Below are 22,096 nucleotides of genomic sequence, written 5' to 3'. Positions count from 1 at the left end.
CCTATTCAGATGCGCGGGATGCTGACACACTGGGGGTATGAGCATTTCTACCTCGAAATTGTCTGTCATTGGCGCTGGTTCGGTTGGAACCGCCCTCGCGTATGCTGCGATGATCCGTGGTTCGGCCAAGATCGTCGCCCTCCAGGATCTTAATGAAGCCAAGGTGGAAGCCGAGGTCCTCGACCTCGCCCACGGTACCCAGTTCATGCAGTCCTCTTCGATTATCGGCGGCGCGTCGCAGGACGTGACGGCGGATTCCGACGTCGTGGTCATCACCGCGGGCGCGAAGCAGAACCCGGGGCAGACGCGCCTGGACCTGGCCGCGAAGAACGTCTCCATCCTGGAGTCGATGTTGCCGGGCCTGGTGGAGCGCTCCCCGAACGCGGTGTTCATCCTGGTGACGAACCCGGTGGACGTGCTGACCTACGTGGCCACGAAGATCACGGGCCTGCCGTCGGGTCGCGTGTTCGGCTCGGGCACGGTGCTTGATTCCTCGCGTCTGCGCTGGCTGCTCGGTCAGCGGCTTGGCGTGTCGGCACGCTCGGTGCACTCGATGATTATTGGCGAGCACGGAGATTCGGAGTTCGCGATGTGGTCCACGGCCACGGTCGGCCAGATCCCACTGCACGACATCATGACCCCCGAAGGCGCACCCTTCACCCCGGCCCAGCTGGACGAGATCGAGCACGAGGTCCGCAGCGCGGCCTACAAGATCATCGAGGGTAAGGGTGCCACGAACTACGCCATCGGCGTCTCCGGTGCGCGCATCGTGGAGGCCGTGCTCGGCAACCAGAAGGCCGTGCTCCCGGTGAGCTCGCCCCTGCACGGAATTGACGGCGCGTCCGACGTGGCACTGTCGGTACCGTCGATCGTGGGCAGTGCGGGCGTGGAGCGGGCGCTCCCGCTGTCGCTCAACGACGCCGAGGCGGCCCGCCTGACGTCCTCGATCGAGGCCCTGCGGCAGACCATCAAGGTGGTCGGCTACTAGAACGCCAACCTGTTAGCGGGCTCGCCGGGCGGCGAGCCCGTTTTCTTATTCCTCGGCACGCCTCTCCGCGGCCCCATCTTGCCCAGGGCCAGGCTAGCTTTCCGGTGACGGCTGGCCGGCACGGTCGACGTCGTCGTGAATCGTCCGATAAAAGCCCATCATCGCCACCACCATGACAATCGCGAACGGCAAACCCATGATGACCGTGGCCGACTGCAAGGCCGGGATGCCGCCAACCACCAGCATGCCGATCGTGAGCACGCCGGTAGTGGCCGCCCAAAAGATCCGTAGCCACGGGCGGGCGTCCGTGCGCGGGGTGGGGAGGTCGCTGGAAAGGTTCGCCATGACCAGCGAGCCCGAGTCCGCCGACGTCACGTAGAACAAGAACGCCACCACCGTGGCGATCATCATGACCACCCGGGCCGCCGGCATGCCCTCCAAGAGCGAGTAGAAGCCGAACTCGGGGACCTCGAGGGTGGCGTGGGCGAAGGCGAGGTCGTCGTCGTGAATGACGCGGTCAAGCGCGGCGTTGCCGAAAATCGAGATCCACACGGCCACGTACAGGAACGGGACGGTCAGGCAACCGATGATGAACTGGCGCAGCGTCCGCCCGCGCGAGATGCGCGCTAGGAACATGCCCACAAACGACGCCCACGCCACCCACCAGGCCCAGAAGAACAGCGTCCACGCCGCCTTCCATGCGTCGGCGTCCGAGAACGCCATCGTGTCCAGGGTCATGCCCGGGAACATCGCCAACACGTCGCCTACGTTCATCACGATCGCGTTGAGGAGGAAGGACGTGCGCCCGCCGACCAGCACCCAGACCACGGTAAGGATCGCGAGGAACACGTTGAGCTGGGACAAGATCTTGATCCCGCGCGCTACGCCCGACACCGCCGAGATCCCCGCCATCACCACCGCCACCACGATGAGGGCCACCTGCGCCGGCAACCCCTTGCCAACGCCGAAAATGATCTCCAGCCCCACGTTGATTTGCACGACGCCGATGCCGAGCGTCGTCGCCACACCGAACACCGTGCCGAGGATCGCGGCGATGTCGACGACGTCACCCAACACCCCGTACACGCGCGGGCCGAACACCGGCTCAAGGGCCGAGCGGACAGCCAGGCGGCGGCCGTGGCGATAGGAGAAGTAGCCCAAGATCATGCCCATCAGTGCATACATCCCCCAGCCGGTCAGGCCGTAGTGGAAAATCGTCCACACGGGCGCCTGCTCGGCCGCCTCCAGCGACTGGGCGGCCACGCGCGGCGGGGCCATGTACTGGGCAATCGGCTCGGCCACCGAGAAAAAGATGATGTCCGTGCCGATGCCCGCCGCGAACAGCATCGAGCCCCAGGCGAACGTGGAAAACTCCGGGCGGGAGTCGGACGGGCCGAGGCGGAGGTGGCCGTAACGAGAGAACGCCACCACCAGCACGAAAATGACCACCACCGTTGCCATGAGAATGTAGAACCAGCCAAACCACTGGCCGATCCACCCCGTGGCAGCCCCGAGCGCATCCGCCGCCGAACCGGTGTCCACAAACGCCCACGCCGCAATCGCCAAGATGATCGCCGCTGACCCGACGAAGACCGTGCGCTTTACACGCTGGGCCGGTGCGGGGTGTGCGGGTGCGGAGTGTGCCGGCTTGTCGCGGGTGGCACGCTGAGGCATCATTCGTTCCTTCGATCAAGGCGGCCGCGCGCGGGCATTGCGCGGGGCCGCAGACTCACTGCGTCGATTATGCCAAAGCCGGCCGCGGTGCGTTGCAGATCCATATTACCGGTCGAGAAACACAGGTGTTCCGTGCGAAAATAGATCGAAAGCAAAGGAGTTCTCGTGACTGAACAAGTACCACTGACGCCGCAAGGCCCCGAAACGCTTGCGGGCAAGGGCCCCAAGGCCGCGAGCGGCCAATCGGTTGGCGAACTCGTCGCAAAGATCACCGCCCAGTTCTCGGCGTTGGTACGCGACGAGATCCGCTACACCAAGTTGCAAGCCACCTCCAAGGTGAAGAAGCTCGGCATCGGGGGCGTGCTACTCGCCGTCGCCGGTGTGCTCGCCCTCTACATGCTCGGCACCCTGCTGCTGGCCGCAGGCTACGGACTGGCCACCGTTATGCCGCTGTGGGCGGCGTTCCTGGTGGTCTCCGGCGGGTTGCTCCTCATCATCCTCATCCTCGCGCTCATAGCCGTCTCGCGCTTCAAGGCGGCGAACAAGCACACAGTGGACCCGAAGGGCGGCCTGGAGAAGGACATCGAAGCGGTGAAGAAGGGAATCCAATGACGAACGTGAGCCAGAAAAAGGCAGTTGACTACGAAGCCCCCAAGGGCATCGAGGACACCCGCACCGCTGACGAGGTGGACGCGGACATGCAGCGCGTCCGCGAGGAGCTGACCGCCACCGTCAACGAACTGGCCGGCAAGCTCCACCCGGACAACCTCAAGGAAGAAGCCCGCGCCTACGCCGAAGAGCGCCTCAGCCAGGGCAAGGAGCAGGCCATGGGGTTGGTGGATGACGCGAAGGCTGGCGACAAGAAGGCGCTGGCCATCATCGGCACCACGCTCGCCGTGGTCGCACTGTTCGTCATCCGCAAGATCATCAAGTAATCAGCATGCAAGCGTAGATATGAGTGTGGGGCGGCTTTCGGGCCGCCCCACACTTTTGGTTGTCTAGTTGTCTTCGGTCGCGGGTCTGCTTGCCCTCTCCATGACTTCCTTGCGCGGGAAGCGCCGGTGGCCCCCGAGCGTGCGGATCGACGGCAACTTGCCGCTGTCTGCCCAGCGCGCCACCGTCTTCGGGTCCACCCGGAACAGGGCCGCAACCTCCGCCGGGGTCATCAAGTCAGTGTCATAATCCATTGTTTTCCTCGCAAATTGTGGGTTCCACCCACGTTGTGGTGAGCGATGTTCAGGTCCGCTCCCTCTCCTCTCCACCGCAGTCGAAGGAGCCCAGACAGATCGCAAAAACCTCTGCCCATCCTATTGCCGTAAACGCTCATCTCACAAGCGAAAACACATTTACTCACAGCTTAAACCGCAGGTCAGGGCGTTATTGCGCCATTTATTGCACCTTTGGTGGCGCAGTTCGCAACGAGCCGAGCCGGCCGGGCGCCGTACCATCGAGGGCGTATACCTCCGCACACACGTCACTTCACGTAGAGATTCCTACCCACTTCGGGGTAAAGTATGTGCCACGAACCATTATTGAGATAAATCGGAGCCGCACGCGGTGCCTGCTCCAAGACGAGTTGAGGGGGGTCGAGCCAATATGGGGCGCGGCCGTCAAAGAGCCAAACAGCGCAAAGTCGCACGGAACCTGAAGTACTTCAGCCCGGAGACCGACTACGAGGCCCTTGAGAGGGAACTCGCGGGTCGCTCCGAGATGAAGGACGAACCGGACGACTACGATTCCTGGGACGAATACGATCCCGACTCCTACGAGATTCCTCCGGCAACCGACGATTGAGGCACTAGCCTCGCATCACCTTTCAGAGCCAGCTTCACGGCTGGCTCTTTGGTGTGCCCGCGGGCGGCGGGCGCCACAGGCTTATCGGCTGCGGGGCGGCTAGACGAGTTCGAAGCTGGGCTTGAGGTCCTCCGACAGGCCCGTGAGCCGCACGCGCACCCGCTCCCCCACGGGCATGTGATCGCCGGTGGCCACGGCCTCCATGGCGGGCTCCGCGATGGAGATCAACCCGCGCTTGCGATCCCCGTCGCTGGACTTCTCTTCAACGACGACGGCCGCGAACTCCTCCCCCACGCGCCCGCGCAGGGTCAGCCCCTCGAGGGCGTCGAGCGCACGACCCTGGAGCGCGTTCGCCCGGCGCGTGCCGGCGCCCATGAGGGAGGGTAGCTCGGGCAGCGCCTCGGTTACCCAGGTGGGGACCACGTCACCAGCGAGCAGGCAACGGCAAAGCTCCAGCCCAAAGCGGTCGACCAGCCGGCGCAGCGGCGCGGTCACATGGGCGTAGGGTGCAGCGATGGCGTGATGGCGGAGGACGGCGTCGTCGGCGCGCTCGGGCTGGTTGGCACGGGCGGCCTCGCTGTCACCCATTGCGCCGTCGGAACCCTTGGGCCCAGCGGCAGTCTCAGCCTCGGCGGAACCCTCGGCCCTGCCGGCGGCGATGGGGAGGGCGAGGTAGCCGGCGCCCCGAAAGAGGTGCACGGCCTCGTAGAGGAAGGCAAGGGAGGCGGGGCGGGCTGGGTCGAGCCCGCGGACAAACGCGGCGTAGTCCTGGGTGTTGGGCCAGTCGTGGCCGAGGCTGCGGGCCACCTGGCGCAGGCGCTCCATGTCGGAGCTGCGGGCAGCGGGAAGCGTGCGCAGCACCCCGAGATTCGCCGCGATCATGATCCTCGCGGCCTCCATGCCGGTCATGAGCGAGATCTGGGAGTTCCACTCCTCCACGCCCGTAACCTCGCGCAACTTGAGCAGGTAGCCGTCCTCGCCGTGCTCCACCCACTGCTCGGGCAGGTTGAGCGACACGCCGCCCCGCTCCGCTTCCAGGCGTTGACGCTGGCGGCCCACCCGCGCCAGGTCCTCCGGCAGGGTGGGCGGGACGTTAACGGGGAGCTGGCCGTCGCCGTCGTAGGCGGCCTGGACCTGCTGATAGGTGAGCTGGGCGCGGGAGCGCACCCGCGCCAACTCCAGGCCGGTACGGACCACTTGGCCAGCGTCGAGCTCGAAACGCCACACGTACGCCGGGCGGACCTGGCCCGGCAGCAGGGAGGCGGCGTCGGTGGAGAGCACCTCAGGGTGGAGGGGGATCGAGCGGTCGGGTAGGTAGATGGTGGTGGCGCGCTCGCGGGTCTCGGCGTCGAGGGCGCCACCCGGCCGGACGAAGAGGCTGACGGCGGCGATCGCGTAGTAGAGGACGTCGCCGTCGATGAACATGGCCTGGTCGAGGTCTCGAGAGCCCTCGGGGTCGATCGTGACAAAGGGAAGATCCGTGCGGTCGGGCAGCTCCGGGAACTCCCGCCTGGCCGACTCCGCCTCCGCGAGCGCCTCCGGCGAGAACGCGGCCGGCGCACCCGCCTCCGCCAGCTTCGTGATCGTCGACGAAATCTGCTGCGCCGGGACCACATTCGGGTTGATGAAGCGTTGCCGCACGGGCTACCTCCTACTCGGTCGCGCCGGTTGGCTCGGCGTGGTCGGCCGGCTGGGCTTGGTCTGCCTGCTCGGCCGCGGCCACGGCACCTGCCGGGCCGGCCAACTGCGCCGGGCCGAACAGCGGGAAATACGGGTTCAGGTCGGCGCGCGTGCCAGAATGGGAAATCTTCGACTCATCCACCGGGCGGCCGAGGGCCACATCCAGCCAGGTGGGCCCATCCATCTCCACCACATTGGGTGGGGTCCCACGCGTGTGGACCGGGCCGGCGATCGCCTGCACGGCCCCTACCCACGGCACCCGGATCTCCACGCTGCGCCCCGGGTGGCGCGTGGCGAACTCCTCGAGCGCGAAGCGCACGGCCGCCGTCAGCTCCGTGCGGCCCAACTCGCTGCCGGCCGCATAGGCCCGCACCAGCTCCATGCCCCGCGCCTCGTCAATTCGCCGTCTCATGAATCGATCCTATCGCCTGCTATGAGAATCCCGGGGAGCGGCAGTGCCGCTCCCCGAGACCACATCACCTTTAGCGAACGATGGTCATGGCGTCCCAGCCGTGGCCAACCTCGACCGGCGAGGCAAACCAGCCGCGGCCCGTCTGCTCGTAGAGGAACAGGATCCCGGCGCGAACGCCCACCAGGTCGAACGCGCCGTCGCCCGTCATGTCACCGGGCGAGAACACCTGCGTGAAACCCTCCCAGCCGTGGCCCTTCTGGGTGTCCGTGCGCAGGCCGCCCGCCGGCGTCGTCTCGTACGCGATCAGCGCGCCGTCGGCCGTGGTAGCCAACAGGTCCCAATCCGCCGATCCCGAGGTGTTACCCACCGACACGATGTTCGTGATCGCGCCCCAGCCGTGGCCCACCTTGCCCAGGCCCTTGACGCCGGCCGCGCTCACTGCGTAACGGTACAGGTCCCCCGTCGCGCCCTGACGCGCCACCACCGAGTCCATGCCGTCCACCTTGCCGGCGTAGGCCACCAGATCCATACCGGACCAGCCGTGACCCACCTTGGCGCCCTTGGTCAGGTGGCCGTTGCCGGTGGAGTAGTAGAAGAACATGTCGCCGGCCGCGTCCGTCACCAGGAAGTCCGCGCGCTTGTCGCCGTTCACATCGTTGACCTTCACCACGGCCGCAGCCTCGAAGCCATCGGCAACCAAGCCCACCGTCTTCAGCGCCTTGCCGCCCTGGTAGAAGAACAGCTCGCCAGCGCCATTCAGGCCCCAGATGTCCGCGAGCTTATCGCCCGAGGCCTCGCCGTACACGTTCTGGGCGTAGGTGGCCACGTTCGGCGCGGTCGACTTCGCCGCACGGATGGTCACCGGCAAGTCGACCGTCGAGCCGTCATCCGTGGCGATGGTCAGCGTGGCGGCACCCAGCTCGGCGTCGGCAGGAACCATGAACGACACGGCCGCCCGGCCCGTCTCGTCCACCTTCGGGGTGACGGTCGTATCGACGTCGGCAGTAGCCACCTCGACACCGTTGAGGTTGACCATGGCCTTCGTGGGCAGGGGCTCCGTGGACGTCATCGCCAGCGAGGACAGCTGGACGTCGACAGTTTGGCCCGGCACGAAGGTCAGCGGGCCGGTGTAGCCGAAGGAACGCTGCGTGTAATCCGGCGTGAACGCGCCGTTCGCCGCCCAACCCTGAGCAACTTGGTTGAAGACCTCGTGGTCGATGATGCCCGTGTCTACCATCGGGTTGCCGGCGTTGGCGAAGGCGTTGAAGCTGTCACCCGCGTCGAGCAGGAAGGACGAGGAGGCAACCGTGATTTCCGCGTTGTCCTTCCCCAGCAGCTTGCCGTTGAGGTAAACCGCGAGGATGTGCTTGCCGTACTCGGCGGTCGGATCGTAGACGTACTTGATGTTGTTCGACAGGCCCAGGCGCAGGATCGGGCGCGACTCGCCCGGCTTCCATTGCTGCTCGAGCAGCTCGTAGACGTCCTTCGCCTGGATCACGCGCGTGCCGTAGGAGTTACCGAAGGGCTGGACGTTGAAGGACTCCTGGAAGGTCACCACGCCGTCCTTGTTCGCGTCGAAATCAGCGCGGATGCCGCCCGAGTTCATGACGCCGAAGTCCGCCGGCTTGGCCAGAGTCTGGCCGTACTCGTAAAAGGCCTGGGCGATGAGGTTACCCGCCGACGACTCGGTGCCGCGGTTCGCGCCCTCATCCCCGTTGCGCGCGCCGGTGCCACGGTTGGCCGGCCCCGCGATGGGGAACAGCTCCTCGGCGCCGAGCTTCGCCGACTCCTCGAGCTTCTGGTTCACCAGCGCCTGGATCTCGTCGTTGACGGGGGCGTCGGCGCCCGTCGCCACGGTCTCGTTCTCACACGAGCTGGTCACCTTGCCGTCAGCCGCAACAGCCAACTGAGCGAAGACCACCGTGCTGCCCGAAGCGCCCGGCTGGCACACAGCCGCACCCGACGCCGTGGTCGATGCACCAGCAATGTGCGTGTGGCCACCGAACGCCAGATCGATGTCCGCACCCAGGGTCTCAACCTTGGCCAGGCCATCATGCATGAGCGCCACGACCGCGTCCGCCTCGCCGCTTTCCTTGATCTTCTTTGCGAGCTGGTCCGTCACCGCCACCGGATCGTTGAAGGTGAGCCCCTCAACCGCGGAGGCCGATGTTAGCTGTGGGGTCTCATCCGTGACCGTGCCAATGAAGGCCACTTTCACGTCCCCGTACGTCTTTACCACGTAGCCCGGATCCGCGATCTCCTTCGCGCCCGCCACGTTCGCGCCCAAATTGGTGTACGACGACAGGTCAAGAATCCGGTCACGCAGATCCGCGTACCCCTGGTCGAATTCGTGGTTGCCCACCGCCGAGACGGTCAGACCCATCGCGTTCAGCACATCGATCGTGGGCACGTCCTTCGCAATCGCCGACTCGAAGGTAGAACCACCCACCGAATCGCCAACCGCGAGGAAGTCAAAGCTAGCGGCCTTGGCGCGGCGCTCATCGAGCATCGCAGCCATCGCCGGGGCCTTCTGGATCGCGCCATGGAAATCGGAGATCACGCCGAAGTCAATCACCGCAGCATCACCCGACTCGGCCGCCTCAGCAGCCTCGGCCGCGTCGGACAGGACCGCGGCGTCGTCAGCGGCCTGGGCGGCGTCGTTAGCAACGTCGGAGTCGCCTGCGGCGTCAGCTTCCTCAGCGTCCGCAGCCTCGGCGCCATCAACGGCGGCATCGTCAACCGCTTCCTCCGCCTTATCGCCCACGGCCTCCGACTCAAGTTCAGCCACAGCGGAGGACTCACCCTCCGGGACTGCCGACGCGGGAACGGCAAGCGCCGCCGTCCCCAGCAGGATCGCCGTCACCATGCTCACCGAGCGCAGTGCCGACCTGTTCGTTTTCGACATGGAAAACTCCTCTTCTCGTCTGATGATCAACAACATCATTCTGGGCATCAACCACCGACAAGTTTTCCCGATCTCCGTGGCCACACAGTTAACGGAGCGAAAACGCTACCCCGACACGCGGGGGCGCGGACCAGGCGCAGGCCAGGGCGCAGGCGCCCTACGCGGGACGATTTGGGCCGTATCTTCACATATACGAAGATACGGCCCAAATCGTCCCGCGAAAATCGCGAACAGCTAGCTGACCCCTTAGATCACGCCCTGCTGGAGCATTGCGTCGGCCACCTTCATGAAGCCGGCCGCGTTCGCGCCCACCATGTAGTTACCCGGCTGGCCCAGCTCCTCGGCCGTGTCCAGCGAGGTCTTATGGATGTTGTGCATGATCGCCTCAAGGCCCGCCATCACGTCGTCGAACGACCACGACTGCAACGCCGCATTCTGCTGCATCTCCAGCGCCGACGTCGCCACACCACCCGCGTTCGCCGCCTTACCTGGCGCGTAAATGATGCCCGAATCCTGCGCCACCTCGATCGCACCCGGGGTCAGCGGCATATTCGCGCCCTCGGCGATCAGGCGGATGCCGCCCATCTCCATCGCCCGCACGTCGTTCGCATCCACCTCGTTCTGGGTGGCACACGGCAGCGCGATATCGGCGTCGATACCCCACACCTTGCCGCCCGCATGGTACACCGCGTTCGGGCGGGCCTCCGCGTACTCCGAGACGCGCCCGCGGCGCACCTCCTTCACTTCCTTCAGCAACGCCACGTCGATCCCGTCCGGGTCATACACCGCACCCGACGAATCCGAAATCGACACGGGCTTCGCGCCCTGCGCCAGCAGCTTCTCAATCGCGTACGTGGCCACGTTGCCCGAGCCGGACACGATCGCCGTCTTGCCCTCCAGGCTGTCCCCCACCTCGGCCAGCATCTCATTCGCGAACATCACCAGGCCGTAACCCGTGGCCTCCGTGCGGCCCAGCGAACCACCCCAGCCGACGCCCTTGCCCGTCAGCACGCCCGCCTCATTCCGGCGAGCCAACCGCTTGTACTGGCCAAACATGTAGCCGATCTCGCGCGCACCCACGCCAATATCGCCCGCCGGCACGTCAATATCCGCGCCAATATGCGAGGACAGCTCATTCATGAAGGCCTGACAAAAACGCATGACCTCGTTATCCGACTTACCGTGCGGATCAAAATCCGATCCGCCCTTGCCGCCGCCAATCCCCTGGCCCGTCAGCGCATTCTTGAAGATCTGCTCAAAGCCCAGGAACTTAATAATCGACAGCGTCACCGACGGGTGGAAACGCAGGCCGCCCTTGTACGGGCCGAGCGTCGAATTGAACTGAATACGGTAGCCGCGATTCACACGCACCTTATTGTTATCATCCTGCCAGGCCACGCGGAACATGATCTGGCGCTCCGGCTCAATAATGCGCTCCAGGATCGCCGCCTCCTGGTAGTCCTTGCGTTCCAGCAACAGAGGCTCCAAGCTCTCCATCACCTCACGAACGGCCTGCTGAAACTCAGGCTGAGTGGGATTACGCTTCAGTGCCTCCTCATAGACACGTTCCAGCTGTGCATCCATTCCTACTCCTCACATCAAACGGCGGGATCCGACAAATTCGGTCGCTTGCCAGAATAATTGACTCCAAAAAGATGGCATAGAGATTCTCATCAATTGGCCAGTGTTTTCGACCTCAGTTTTACCCAACGAGGACCAACAGCGGAAACCTAGTGCGCAGATCCCTCGCCCAGCAACTTCTTCTCCACCAGCCGGTAACGCGAGCCCATCTCATCCACGACCTCCGGCTCCAACACCGGTGCCGGCCCGCAACCCTTGACCCACTCCACGGCTTTCTTCCGCACCGCGTTACGCACGTACTCCTTGCCAAACGCCCGGGGCAGGCCGTCCGCCGCCTCCGACTCCAACCAGTACGTGGCCGAATCCGGCGTAAACGCCTGATCGGCCAACACGAAGTCGTTATCGCCCGAATCGTAGGACGCCCCGAACTCGAGCTTGCACTCGGCAATAATCAGGCCCTTCGCCTTCGCGATCCCGAACGCCCGCTCGTACAGCTCCAGCGAAATCTCCCGCAACTGCTCAGCCTGCTCGTGACCCACCAAATCACACATCTGCGCGAAGCTGATCGTCTCGTCATCGTGCCCGGCCTCGCCCTTCCGCGACGGCACGAACAGCGCCTCCGACAGCCGATCACCCACGCTGAGTCCCGCCGGCAACTCATGCCCGCCGACCGTCCCCGCCCGTGCGTACTCCTCAAACGCCCGCACCGTCATGTACCCGACCACCGTGCACTCAATCGGGTACATCCGCAGCCGCTGCACCAGCATCGCCCGGCCCGCCGCCTCCGGCGGCACGTCCGTGGACAGGAAATGGTTCGGCACCACATCCTCCAGCCTGTCAAACCACCAGGCCGCAATCCGCGTGAGCACCTGGCCCTTCCCCGGGATCACACTCGGCAACACCCGGTCAAGCACCGCAATACGATCCGACGCCACGAGGATCATTGTGTCCCCGGCCGTATGGGCCAGGGTGTGGACGGGCTGATACACGTCATGAACCTTCCCCGTATACACGCGGGTCCAGTTCGGAATGATAGGCGGCAACTGCACTGGGCCTCCTTCCGGCCTCTGCGTCTTCCCATTCTATCCCAGTCTCCACCCCAAACGACATCCCCGTCTGCCGCCGTCCAGCTTGTGGAAGCCGTGGTAGAGCCGCGCTCACGACGCCGTCGCCGCGACTTGCGCCCGACGCCCAGCTTGCTCACGACGCCGGCCGGGCGCGTCGTCGTCGTTGGCCCCGCCACCGCGGTCACAACGCCACTACCCGGGCTTCCGCCAACGGCAGCCGGAACGCGAAGAGGGAGGGCCGGAGCCCTCCCTCCCCTAGGCGTCTAGCGCTTAGCGAGCCGCAGCGATACGCTCACGGAACTTGCCCAGCTGCTCGATGATCGGAGCCGGAACCTTGTCGCCGAACTGAGCGAAGTACTCCTCGGTCGAATCGATCTCGGCAGCCCAGGCGTCCGGATCGGTAGCGAAGAGCTTATCCCAGACCTCATCGGTGATCTCATCGAGACCATCGAGGTTGAAGTCCTCCTTGTGCGGGTAGTTGCCGGTCATGCCATCAATGGCGTCGACCTCGCCCGCAACACGGCGGATCACCCAGTCAAGGACGCGGGAGTTCTCGCCGAAGCCCGGCCACATGAAGTGACCCTCTTCGTCCTTACGGAACCAGTTGACCTGGAACACGCGCGGGAACTTGTCGCCCAACTTGTCCTGTATCTCGAGCCAGTGGCCCCAGTAGTCAGCCATGTTGTAGCCGCAGAACGGGAGCATGGCGAACGGATCGTGACGCAGCGAGCCAGCCTTCACGTCGGTAGCGGCAGCGGTGACCTCGGACGCAACCGAAGCGCCGATGAACACGCCGTGCGCCGGATCCTTCTGCTCGGCAACGAGCGGCACGTTCGTGGCGCGGCGGCCACCGAACAGGATCGCGTCGATCGGAACGCCAGCGGGGGCCTCCCAATCGGGGCAGATGATCGGACACTGCGAAGCCGGCACCGTGAAACGCGAGTTCGCGTGAGCGGCCGGGGTGCCGGACTCCGGGGTCCAGTCATTGCCGTGCCAGTCGATGAGGTGATCCGGGGTCTCGCCGTCGATGCCCTCCCACCACACGTCGCCGTCGTCGGTCAGAGCAACGTTGGTGAAGATGGAGTTCGCGCGAGCGGTGTCCATCGCCATCGGGTTCGTCTTGTACGACGTACCCGGGGCGACGCCGAAGAAGCCGGCCTCCGGGTTGATCGCGTAGAGGCGGCCGTCCTCGCCCGGGCGGAGCCAAGCGATGTCGTCACCAATGGTCTCAACCTTCCAGCCCGGGATAGTGGGCTGGAGCATGGCGAGGTTGGTCTTACCACATGCCGACGGGAACGCCGCGGTCACGTGGTACTGCTTGCCGGTCTCTTCGTTCGTGAAGCGGAGGATGAGCATGTGCTCGGCCATCCAGCCGTCACGGCGAGCCATGGTCGACGCAATACGCAGCGCGTAGCACTTCTTGCCGAGCAGGGCGTTTCCGCCGTAGCCGGAGCCGTAGGACCAGATCTCGTTGGTCTCCGGGAAGTGGGTGATGTACTTTTCGTCATTGCACGGCCAGTTCGTGTCCGGGCGCTCGTTGCCATCGGCGTCGACCAGCGGGTAGCCCACCGAGTGAACAGCCGGAACCCACACGTTACCCTCGCCGATCAGCTTAAGGGCCGCGGAACCCATGCGGGTCATGATGCGCATGTTGACAACGACGTACGGCGAATCCGTCAGCTCAATGCCGAGCTGCGAAATCGGGCCGCCCAGCGGACCCATCGAGAACGGGATGACGTACATCGTACGGCCACGCATCGAGCCACGGAACACACCGTTGGCACCGATGAGGGTCTCCTTCATCTCCTTCGGATCGGCCCAGTGGTTGGTGGGGCCAGCATCCTCTTCCTTCTCGGAGCAGATGAAGGTACGGGACTCAACACGAGCCACGTCAGACGGGAGCGAGCGAGCCAGGAACGAGTTGGGGCGCTTCTCCGGGTTCAGGCGGGTGAACATACCGGCCTCAACCATTTCAGTGGTGAGACGATCCCACTCTTCCTCAGAGCCATCTACCCAGTAGATGTCCTTCGGCAGAGTGATGTTGGCGACCTCAGCCACCCACTCAACGAGATTATCAGGCGCAAACTCCGGCGCGCCTGCGCGGACGTCCTCAACGGTGAACGCGGTTTCAGTCATCGCATTTCCTCCTAGAAATCGGCGATGTTGGATAACTTCCACATCCCATTATTGTTAAAGAAACGGTATTTCCTATAGGACTAACGGGCATTGAGCGGTTAGCGCAATCCCCTTGTCACACTCTATCGTGGGCCACCCACAATTTGCCTGGACAACGGGGGCGCGGCCCCGCAACGGATGCGGGGCTGCGCCCACCATGCCAGCCACTGCCAGCTCCACCTTCATGCACAGATTCTTAATCGAGAAGCCGATGACGCACGATCGTCTGCGCCCGCTCCGGGCCCACCCCGATCGACGAAATCCGACACCCCGACAGCTCCTCCAGCCGCAAGATGTACGCCTGCGCGCTCTCCGGCAAATCCTCAAAATCCTGGCAGTCCGAAATACCCTCCGACCACCCCGGCAAGTACTCGTAAATCGGCTTCGCGTGATGCATATCCGACTGATTCTCCGGCATATCCTCCACACGCGCCCCATCAATCTCGTAGGCCACGCACACCGGGATCTGCTCAATCCCCGTCAACACATCCAGCTTCGTCACCACGATATCCGTCAGCGAATTGACCCTCACCGCATAACGCGCGACCACGGCGTCGTACCAGCCGCACCTGCGCGGCCGCCCCGTCGTCGTGCCATACTCTCCGCCAACCTCACGCAGCCGCTCCCCCGCCTCATCAAACAGCTCCGTGGGGAACGGCCCCTCGCCCACGCGCGTAATGTACGCCTTCGCGACGCCCACCACCCGGTCCAGCCGCAGCGGGCCCACGCCCGAGCCCGTGCAAGCGCCGGCCGCCGTCGTCGACGACGACGTCACATACGGGTACGTCCCATGGTCAATATCCAGCATGACCGCCTGACCCGCCTCAAACACCACCGTCTTCCCCTCATCGAGCGCGCGGTTAAGCTCCGCCGACGAATTGAACAGCATCGGGCGCACCCGATCCGCGTAGGCAAGCAGCTCGTTGGTCACCACATCCACGTCAAACGTGTCCTCATCGAGCGAGGCCAACTGCGCATTCTTCTGATGCAGCGCGCCCTCCACCTTCTGGCGCAGAATCGAGGGGTCAAACAGGTCCTGGACGCGGATGCCGATGCGGTTCATTTTGTCGGCGTAGGTGGGACCAATGCCGCGGCCGGTCGTGCCAATCTTCCGCTTGCCGAGCAAACGCTCGTTCGCGCCGTCGATCTTCTTGTTGTACGAGGGGATAATGTGCGCGTTCGAGGAAATCCGCAGGCCCGACGTATCCACGCCACGCCCCTCCAACTCCTCAATCTCCTCAAACAACACATTCAGATCGACCACCACACCATTGCCGATCACCGCTGTACACCCCGGAGACAAGATCCCCGCCGGCAGCAAGTGCAGGGCGAACTTCTCCTCGCCCACAATCACCGTATGGCCGGCATTATTACCGCCATTAAACTTGACGACGTAGTCGACCTCCGCGCCGAGCTGGTCCGACGCCTTGCCCTTACCCTCGTCTCCCCACTGGGCCCCGACGATCACGATTGCTGGCATGCTGTCCTCACTTGTCTAGGCTTGCCGCCTAAGTCTAATGCGTACCACCATCCGGGAGGCGGGCGTCCACATGTTGAGGCCGAGTGTTCCGACGCGCGGACACCCCGCATCCTGGTGGGCCGAGCCGGCACCCTCCTCACAGATGCGATACTTCCCGGCAAGATGCGGTACTAAATAACCGTTATCTAGTGCCGCATCTTGCAGTCTTGTATAGCATTTGCGGCTGGCGGAGGCGCCGGCACGCGAGCGCAGGGGCAGGTGCGGAACTCGGCGTGGCCGCCATCATCTGGGGCCGGCCAACCCGCAGGGATAGTCCCGCCAAATCGTGAGTGGCCGGGCTCGGGTAGACTCTCACCAACCAACCCCGAACCGAGGATCCCCCATGACCCTGGCCACGCCACTTGCCACATTCGTCTACTACGCGGCGCCCGACGTCGTGCGACGGCCGACTCTGCGGCGGCTCGTCCGCACGGGTGCGCTTGCCGTCATAGCGACAGCAGAGGTGGCCAGAGCTGAGTTCGGCGCACACGAGTCAACCGCCGATCCGACCGCTGAGACCCCCACGAGCTCTGCCGTCACAGACCACGCAAGCTTCGCGGTGGCCAATCAGGCAGACCACACTCCAATTGGCCAGACAGACCAAGCCGACCAGGCGGACCAAGCCGACCAGGCCGAGCCCGCCACCTCGGCAAACACCGCAAACACCACCGCGTCCGAGGATGACGTGCCCTCCGATATGCTGTCGCTCGCCAAGGGCGCCTTCGCCGCCCAGCCGGGCGTGACCGCGCTCATCGGAGCTGCGATCGTTGCGGCGACAGCCGCGACCACGGCGGCCAGCGTCTACACCGAGCGCGCCCTCTTCCGCGGCGCCGAGAAGCGCCGCGCCACTGGCGACCGCCTCGCCCACACCAAGCAGGCCGCCATCCTCGCACTGGCCATGGCCGGGCTCGACCACCTATCCTCCAAGCTCGTCCTGGACGACTAACCCGCTCGCGCCCCGCCCCAGCCGCGGTCATCCGCACCCCACCAGGCCGCACCCCGCGGGCATGAAAATGGGACGGCCCCAGCCGCCCCATCCCCACGTGCAGGAATTACTTCATGCGCTTGCCGGCCGAGCCCAGTCGCTCAGCGGCCTCGACCACGCGGGCGGCCATGCCGGCTTCGGCCAGCTTGCCCCAGGTGCGCGGGTCGTACATCTTCTTGTTGCCGACCTCCTGGTCGACCTTGAGGACGCCGTCGTAGTTGCGGAACATGTGGTCCACGACCGGGCGGGTGAAGGCGTACTGCGTGTCGGTGTCAACGTTCATCTTGATGACGCCGTTGCGGACAGCGGTGGCGATCTCCTCAGCGGAGGATCCGGAGCCGCCATGCATGACCAGGTCAAACGGGGACTCCTTGCCGACCTTTGCGCCGACCTCAGCCTGGATCTCACCCAGCAGCTCGGGGCGGAGCTTCACGTGGCCGGGCTTGTACACGCCGTGGACGTTACCAAAGGTGAGGGCGGTGAGGTAGCGGCCGTTCTCGCCAAGGCCGAGGGCCTCGACAGTCTTGAGGCCGTCCTCAGCGGTGGTGTACAGCTTCTCGTTGATCTCGCCAACGACGCCGTCTTCCTCGCCACCCACAACGCCGATCTCGATCTCGAGGATGGTGTTGGACTTCTGCGACAGGGCGAGCAGTTCCTTCGCGATCTCGAGGTTCTCATCGAGCGGCACGGCGGAGCCGTCCCACATGTGCGACTGGAAGAACGGCTCACGGCCAGCGGCGACTTCCTGCGCGGACAGCTCCATGATGGGGCGGATCCACGAGTCGATGTTCTGCTTGGCACAGTGGTCGGTATGCAGGGCGATCGTCACGTCGTAATTCTTGGCGACCTCACGAGCGTACGCGGCCAGGCCGAGCGAACCAGCCACGCGATCCTTGATCGTGGAACCGGAGGCGTACTCGGCGCCGCCAACGGAAACCTGGATAATGCCGTCCGACTCAGCCTCAGCGAAGCCGCGGATGGCTGCCGTGAGGGTCTGCGAGGACGTCACGTTAATTGCCGGGTAGGCGAACTTGTTGGCCTTCGCCCGATCCAGCATCTCGTCATAAACTTCACGCGTTGCGATACCCACGTGTGCTCCTTTTGCGTTGGAAATCTAACGCCCCAATTATCTCACGGATTTGGTAAAGCGTATAGCCAATTGGTCCCCGGCTTAATCATTTCCGACGACGTCGTGGCCCGCCTTTCGTCCGTTTCCGCGCGTCGTCGTTGTTTGACGACGGCCCGGCCCGTCGCACCTGTAACACCTCCCACCGGGGCGAGGCGTGCGCGTAGGATCGGGGCGAGGGGATGGTCATGGTTATTTCTGATCCGGTCGAGGCGGCTGAGGAGCTTGCGCGGGCGATGCGCGGGAGGCGCACGCTCGCAATCACGGGCGCGGGGGTGTCCACCGATTCCGGGCTGCCGGACTATCGGGGGCAGGGCACCACGGAGAAGCCGTCGATTACCTACGACATGTTCGTGGCCGACCCCATGTGGCAACGCTGGGTGTGGCAGCGCAATCACGAGACGTGGCGCCAGTTCGAGGCGCTAAAGCCCTCCGGTGCTCACGTTGCCATCGCCCGGTTGGAGGAGGCGGGGGCGGTGACCGGGGTTGCCACGCAAAACATCGACGGCCTGCACACCAAAGCCGGGAGCAGGAGCGTGTGGGAGCTACACGGGTCGTTCGAGCGGGTGCACTGCCTCGACTGCGGCGCCCGCTTCCCGCGCGGCGAATACGCCGCCGACCTCGAGGCACTCAACCCCGGCTGGCCGCAGTACGACCGCGACCCCGCCGTGCTCGCCACCGCCGACCGCGCCGAGGCCGAGGCCTCTACTTTCCGCGTGGCGCCCTGCCCGGTGTGCGGAGGGCTGGTCAAGCCGGATGTCGTCTTCTTCGGGGAGTCCCTGCCCGCCTCGATGGGCGACGCGATGGGCGCCGCCCACGACTGCGAGGTTGCGCTCGTGGCCGGTTCCTCGCTCGTGGTCAGCACGGGCATGTGGATCGTACGCCAGGCCTACGCGGCCGGCGCCACGCTCGCCATCATCAACTACGGCCCCACCGCCGCCGATCCCCTCGCCGACATCCGCATCGACGCCGGAGTCTCACCCACACTAAGCGCCCTCGCCGACCTGTTGTAAACGGCGGGCGGAGGGGGACCGGCCCCTCCGCCCGCCTCCCGGCCAACCGGCACCAGCTCCCCCAGCGGGCCGGCACCCGAGCCGCTTCGAGGACCGACGTCCCAGCGTGGGCCAGCGTCGTCGTCGTGAAAACAAACAGCAGGTAAACAACACGCAACAAGGCCGAGAGGGGTTTTGGCGCATAGCGAACCGCCAATTAGTCTTGAACCGTCAGTCGTTTGCGCATGAAAGGCATGATGATGGCCGACCCCAAGGGCGCCCAAGCAAAAATCGAGCTCCCCAGTCTTCCACAAGGCGTCAGCCCCGCCACCCAACAGGAAAACAACACCCCCTGGCATCTCTTCTTCGGTGGAATGCTCGCCATCACCCTGGTCGTCTTCGCCCTGTGGTCCAAAGACTACGTAGGCAACGCCAGCTGGCTCATCCTCGGCGCCACCATCATCTTCGCCTTTTTCATGGCGTTTAACATCGGCGGCAACGACGTCGCCAACTCGTTCGGCACCTCCGTGGGCGCCGGCACACTCTCCCTCAAGCAGGCGCTCGTCATCGCCGCGATCTTCGAAGTGTCCGGCGCGGTCATCGCCGGCGGCGAGGTGACCGATACGGTCCGCTCCGGGATCGTCGACCTCAACGCGATCAGCGGACTCGACCCCCTCGAATTCGCCTACATCATGATGGCCTCCCTCCTCGGTGCCGCCACCTGGCTCCTCCTCGCCACCCGCATGGGCTGGCCCGTCTCCACCACCCACTCGATCGTGGGCGGCATCGTCGGCGCTGCCCTCGCGGTCGGCTTCATCACCGGCAAGGGCGGCTGGTCCATGGTACAATGGGGACAGGTCGGCCAAATTGCCATCTCCTGGGTGCTCTCACCCGTACTCGGCGGCATCGTCTCCTACATCCTCTTCCGTGGCATCAAGAGCTCCATCCTGAGCTACAATGAAGCCGCCGAAATTCAGCTCGAAGCCGTCCGTGCTCAAAAGAAGGAACTCAAGGCCCGCCACCGCGAACTTTTCGAGCAGATGAGCGAAAAGGATCAAAAGAGCTACACCAACGCCCTCACCCGCGACCTCGCCGCCATGCGCGAAGAAGATTGGGAAGTCGAAGACCTCGAATCCTCCTATTTCAAGGAACTCCACCAAATCCAGGTGGAGAAGGAACTCATCGAACCGCGCCGCGCCATCGAAACCTGGATCCCACTACTCGCCGCCGGTGGCTCCCTGATCATCTCCGGCATGATGCTCTTCAAGGGCCTCAAGAACCTCCACCTCGGCATGACCAACGTGGGCAACCTGCTCATCATGGGCATGATCGCGGCCGTGGTCTACATGTCGGTCTACATCTTCTCCCGCACCATGAAGAAGAAGAACCTCGAGCGCTCCACCTTCCTCCTCTTCTCCTGGATGCAGGTATTCACCGCGTCGGCCTTCGCGTTCTCGCACGGCTCGAACGACATCGCCAACGCGCTCGGCCCGTTCGTGGCCGTGCTCGACGTGCTCAAGACCGGAGCAATCGTGGAGAAGTCGACCGTGCCCGTAGCCGTCATGGTCTCGATGGGCATCGCGCTCATCGCCGGCCTGTGGTTCATCGGCCGCTACGTCATACGGACCGTCGGCTCCGGCCTCACGGAGATGCACCCGGCGTCCGGCTTCTCCGCCGAGCTGTCCGCCGCGGCCGTCGTCATGGGCGCCTCCCTGCTGGGCCTGCCCGTGTCCTCCACACACATCCTCATCGGCGCGGTGCTCGGCATCGGCATGGTCAACCGCAACACCGACTGGGGTCTCATGAAACCGATTGGCCTGGCGTGGGTGCTCACGCTGCCGGTGTCGGCGGCCATTGCGGCGGCCACGGTGTCCGTGATCCGGCTGATTTTCTAGGCCGGCAAGGGGCAACCCCATCCCTTCGTGGCCCTGCCCGGCCCGGTTGAGTGACCGCGTTTGAGTTTACTGGACGAATCCGGGGCGATCTTCTTATATGAGGAGATCGCCCCGGATTCGTCCAAAATTTTTTAATGGGGCCTCTGGGAACGCGGCCGGTCGGGGGAAAAGCTATCCACGGCCAGCCCAAGAGCGCGCTGTATCCACATTTCGCCCAATCGGCGGAATCGGATTTACCGCAACAGTCCACACTTGAAGGATGTTGAACAATACCCCATCTGAACGGGGCGGGGCGCTCCGGCGGGCCGCCCCGCCCGCAACCGACGAACCCGCCTGGCTGGCAAACCCGCCAAAGTTCTTCGACCCGCCGGACTGGCACGTGCCGCCCGAGGACTGGTACCCCGAGCAGGAGAACAAGTCTCCGGTGTGGACACCGCAGTCCGCTCGCAAAGAGTTTGGCCTGGTCACGCAGGCCGATCTCAAGACCATGGGCTACACCTCCCACTACGCCATTTCCAAAGCAGTCAAGGCCGGCCGGTTTCAACGCCTCAGGCATGGAGTCTATGCCCTGCCACGCGCGGATCCCGACGCGATCCGCGCGGTCAAACTCGGCGGGGCCATCGCGTGCGAAAGTGCCTGCAGGCGCTACGGCATATGGGTACCACACCAGGGCTTGCACATGGCAGTTCAGCGCAATCAGACAACATCCCGCCCGCAAGGCGTCACCATTCACAGCCAGCGCGACGCGCCCAGTCTCATCCCCACTCCTCGGGAGGCGGTGGCACAAGTGCTGCGTTTTCACGATGCGGAGACCGGCCTTATGGCACTGGAGTCGGCGCTCAACAAGCGGCTGATCGAGATGGTGGAGGTGGGCAACCTGATCCAAGACCTCTCCGTCAACAAGCAGGCTGTCCTGCGGCGGGCGTCGCCATTCTCCGAGTCCGGCCTCGAGACCCGGGTGAGGCTCTTCCTCCTCTCGAACCGGGTGCACGTGCAACCACAGGTCTACATCCCGTCGGTGGGCCGAGTGGATATGGTAGCCGGCAGCTCCCTGATCCTGGAATGCAACGGCGACCTCGCCCACTCGACCAAGGAACAGCGCAACCGCGACTACATCCGGATCCAGAACGCCCGGCTACTCGGGTATGAAACGGTTTCGCTCAGCTACGCCCAGATTTTCTGGCAATGGGAGGAGACACAGGCCTATTTGCTGGCCCTCATCCGCCAACGGAGGCATCTCAAGCCGCCGATCCCACTGAGGCGTTGAAATTATCTGGACGAATCCGGGGCGATCTTCTTATAT

The 22,096-nt window shown here is 64.7% G+C and carries 18 protein-coding genes; 8 read left to right on the top strand and 10 right to left on the bottom strand.

The window, feature by feature from the left end; genetic code table 11:
* Window positions 1-37: 37 nt before the first annotated feature.
* The gene (locus HMPREF3174_RS04000) at window positions 38-988 is read left to right on the top strand and encodes an L-lactate dehydrogenase (RefSeq protein WP_068538578.1); all 951 of its coding nucleotides are present in this window, start codon (window positions 38-40) and stop codon (window positions 986-988) included.
* A gap of 93 nt (window positions 989-1,081) precedes the next feature.
* Here the strand turns inward: HMPREF3174_RS04000 and HMPREF3174_RS03995 are convergent, their stop codons facing one another.
* Window positions 1,082-2,665: a BCCT family transporter gene (locus HMPREF3174_RS03995; RefSeq protein ID WP_068538577.1), complete on the bottom strand. Its 1,584-nt coding sequence runs from the start codon at window positions 2,663-2,665 to the stop codon at window positions 1,082-1,084.
* A gap of 162 nt (window positions 2,666-2,827) precedes the next feature.
* Here HMPREF3174_RS03995 and HMPREF3174_RS03990 point away from each other — a divergent pair, with 162 nt between their 5' ends.
* Window positions 2,828-3,274, top strand: coding sequence for a phage holin family protein (locus HMPREF3174_RS03990; RefSeq protein WP_083200532.1), 447 nt, complete (start codon window positions 2,828-2,830; stop codon window positions 3,272-3,274).
* A complete protein-coding gene (locus tag HMPREF3174_RS03985) occupies window positions 3,271-3,597 on the top strand; it encodes a DUF3618 domain-containing protein (protein WP_062614040.1) in 327 nt (108 codons plus the stop codon). The genes HMPREF3174_RS03990 and HMPREF3174_RS03985 overlap by 4 nt, the downstream gene beginning before the upstream one ends.
* A gap of 63 nt (window positions 3,598-3,660) precedes the next feature.
* Here the strand turns inward: HMPREF3174_RS03985 and HMPREF3174_RS03980 are convergent, their stop codons facing one another.
* A complete protein-coding gene (locus tag HMPREF3174_RS03980; RefSeq protein ID WP_062614041.1) occupies window positions 3,661-3,849 on the bottom strand; it encodes a BldC family transcriptional regulator in 189 nt (62 codons plus the stop codon).
* Window positions 3,850-4,258: 409 nt separating this feature from the next.
* Here HMPREF3174_RS03980 and HMPREF3174_RS03975 point away from each other — a divergent pair, with 409 nt between their 5' ends.
* Window positions 4,259-4,456, top strand: coding sequence for a DUF3073 domain-containing protein (locus HMPREF3174_RS03975; protein WP_062614042.1), 198 nt, complete (start codon window positions 4,259-4,261; stop codon window positions 4,454-4,456).
* A gap of 99 nt (window positions 4,457-4,555) precedes the next feature.
* Here HMPREF3174_RS03975 and HMPREF3174_RS03970 read toward each other — a convergent pair whose 3' ends face one another.
* The 7 genes from HMPREF3174_RS03970 to HMPREF3174_RS03940 all read right to left on the bottom strand — a co-directional run bounded on the left by HMPREF3174_RS03970 (window position 4,556) and on the right by HMPREF3174_RS03940 (window position 15,756).
* Window positions 4,556-6,097 (bottom strand): RNB domain-containing ribonuclease, encoded by a 1,542-nt coding sequence (locus HMPREF3174_RS03970; RefSeq protein ID WP_101923536.1) that lies wholly within the window; start codon window positions 6,095-6,097, stop codon window positions 4,556-4,558.
* 10 nt (window positions 6,098-6,107) lie between these two features.
* Window positions 6,108-6,548: a sterol carrier family protein gene (locus tag HMPREF3174_RS03965; protein ID WP_070808063.1), complete on the bottom strand. Its 441-nt coding sequence runs from the start codon at window positions 6,546-6,548 to the stop codon at window positions 6,108-6,110.
* Window positions 6,549-6,618: 70 nt separating this feature from the next.
* On the bottom strand, window positions 6,619-9,453 hold the full coding sequence (locus tag HMPREF3174_RS03960) for a bifunctional metallophosphatase/5'-nucleotidase (protein WP_070448019.1): 2,835 nt from the start codon (window positions 9,451-9,453) through the stop codon (window positions 6,619-6,621).
* 246 nt (window positions 9,454-9,699) lie between these two features.
* Entirely contained in the window at window positions 9,700-11,037 is a 1,338-nt protein-coding gene (gene gdhA, locus HMPREF3174_RS03955) for an NADP-specific glutamate dehydrogenase (RefSeq protein ID WP_070448017.1), read from the bottom strand.
* Between the two features lie 146 nt (window positions 11,038-11,183).
* Window positions 11,184-12,083: a phosphoribosylaminoimidazolesuccinocarboxamide synthase gene (locus tag HMPREF3174_RS03950; RefSeq protein WP_083297679.1), complete on the bottom strand. Its 900-nt coding sequence runs from the start codon at window positions 12,081-12,083 to the stop codon at window positions 11,184-11,186.
* 288 nt (window positions 12,084-12,371) lie between these two features.
* Window positions 12,372-14,237 (bottom strand): phosphoenolpyruvate carboxykinase (GTP), encoded by a 1,866-nt coding sequence (locus HMPREF3174_RS03945; RefSeq protein ID WP_070448015.1) that lies wholly within the window; start codon window positions 14,235-14,237, stop codon window positions 12,372-12,374.
* Window positions 14,238-14,472: 235 nt separating this feature from the next.
* On the bottom strand, window positions 14,473-15,756 hold the full coding sequence (locus HMPREF3174_RS03940) for an adenylosuccinate synthase (RefSeq protein WP_070448013.1): 1,284 nt from the start codon (window positions 15,754-15,756) through the stop codon (window positions 14,473-14,475).
* 382 nt (window positions 15,757-16,138) lie between these two features.
* Between HMPREF3174_RS03940 and HMPREF3174_RS03935 the strand changes: the two genes are divergently transcribed.
* On the top strand, window positions 16,139-16,741 hold the full coding sequence (locus HMPREF3174_RS03935) for a hypothetical protein (protein ID WP_070448011.1): 603 nt from the start codon (window positions 16,139-16,141) through the stop codon (window positions 16,739-16,741).
* Between the two features lie 106 nt (window positions 16,742-16,847).
* Here the strand turns inward: HMPREF3174_RS03935 and fbaA are convergent, their stop codons facing one another.
* Complete coding sequence (gene fbaA, locus HMPREF3174_RS03930) at window positions 16,848-17,870, bottom strand: class II fructose-bisphosphate aldolase (protein WP_062614050.1); 1,023 nt, start codon at window positions 17,868-17,870, stop codon at window positions 16,848-16,850.
* Window positions 17,871-18,094: 224 nt separating this feature from the next.
* On the opposite strand from fbaA, the gene HMPREF3174_RS03925 reads away from it, so the two are divergent.
* The 3 genes from HMPREF3174_RS03925 (at window position 18,095) to HMPREF3174_RS03915 (ending at window position 22,060) form a co-directional block, all read left to right on the top strand.
* On the top strand, window positions 18,095-18,919 hold the full coding sequence (locus tag HMPREF3174_RS03925) for a Sir2 family NAD-dependent protein deacetylase (protein WP_148132163.1): 825 nt from the start codon (window positions 18,095-18,097) through the stop codon (window positions 18,917-18,919).
* A gap of 224 nt (window positions 18,920-19,143) precedes the next feature.
* Window positions 19,144-20,793 (top strand): inorganic phosphate transporter, encoded by a 1,650-nt coding sequence (locus HMPREF3174_RS03920; RefSeq protein WP_236698694.1) that lies wholly within the window; start codon window positions 19,144-19,146, stop codon window positions 20,791-20,793.
* Between the two features lie 259 nt (window positions 20,794-21,052).
* The gene (locus HMPREF3174_RS03915) at window positions 21,053-22,060 is read left to right on the top strand and encodes a type IV toxin-antitoxin system AbiEi family antitoxin domain-containing protein (protein WP_070448007.1); all 1,008 of its coding nucleotides are present in this window, start codon (window positions 21,053-21,055) and stop codon (window positions 22,058-22,060) included.
* Window positions 22,061-22,096: the final 36 nt, after the last annotated feature.

Origin of the sequence: Trueperella sp. HMSC08H06, assembly GCF_001808465.1 — a bacterium.
Taxonomy (GTDB): Bacteria; Actinomycetota; Actinomycetes; order Actinomycetales; family Actinomycetaceae; genus Trueperella; species Trueperella bernardiae.
This window is presented reverse-complemented; position numbering and strand designations above follow the sequence as displayed.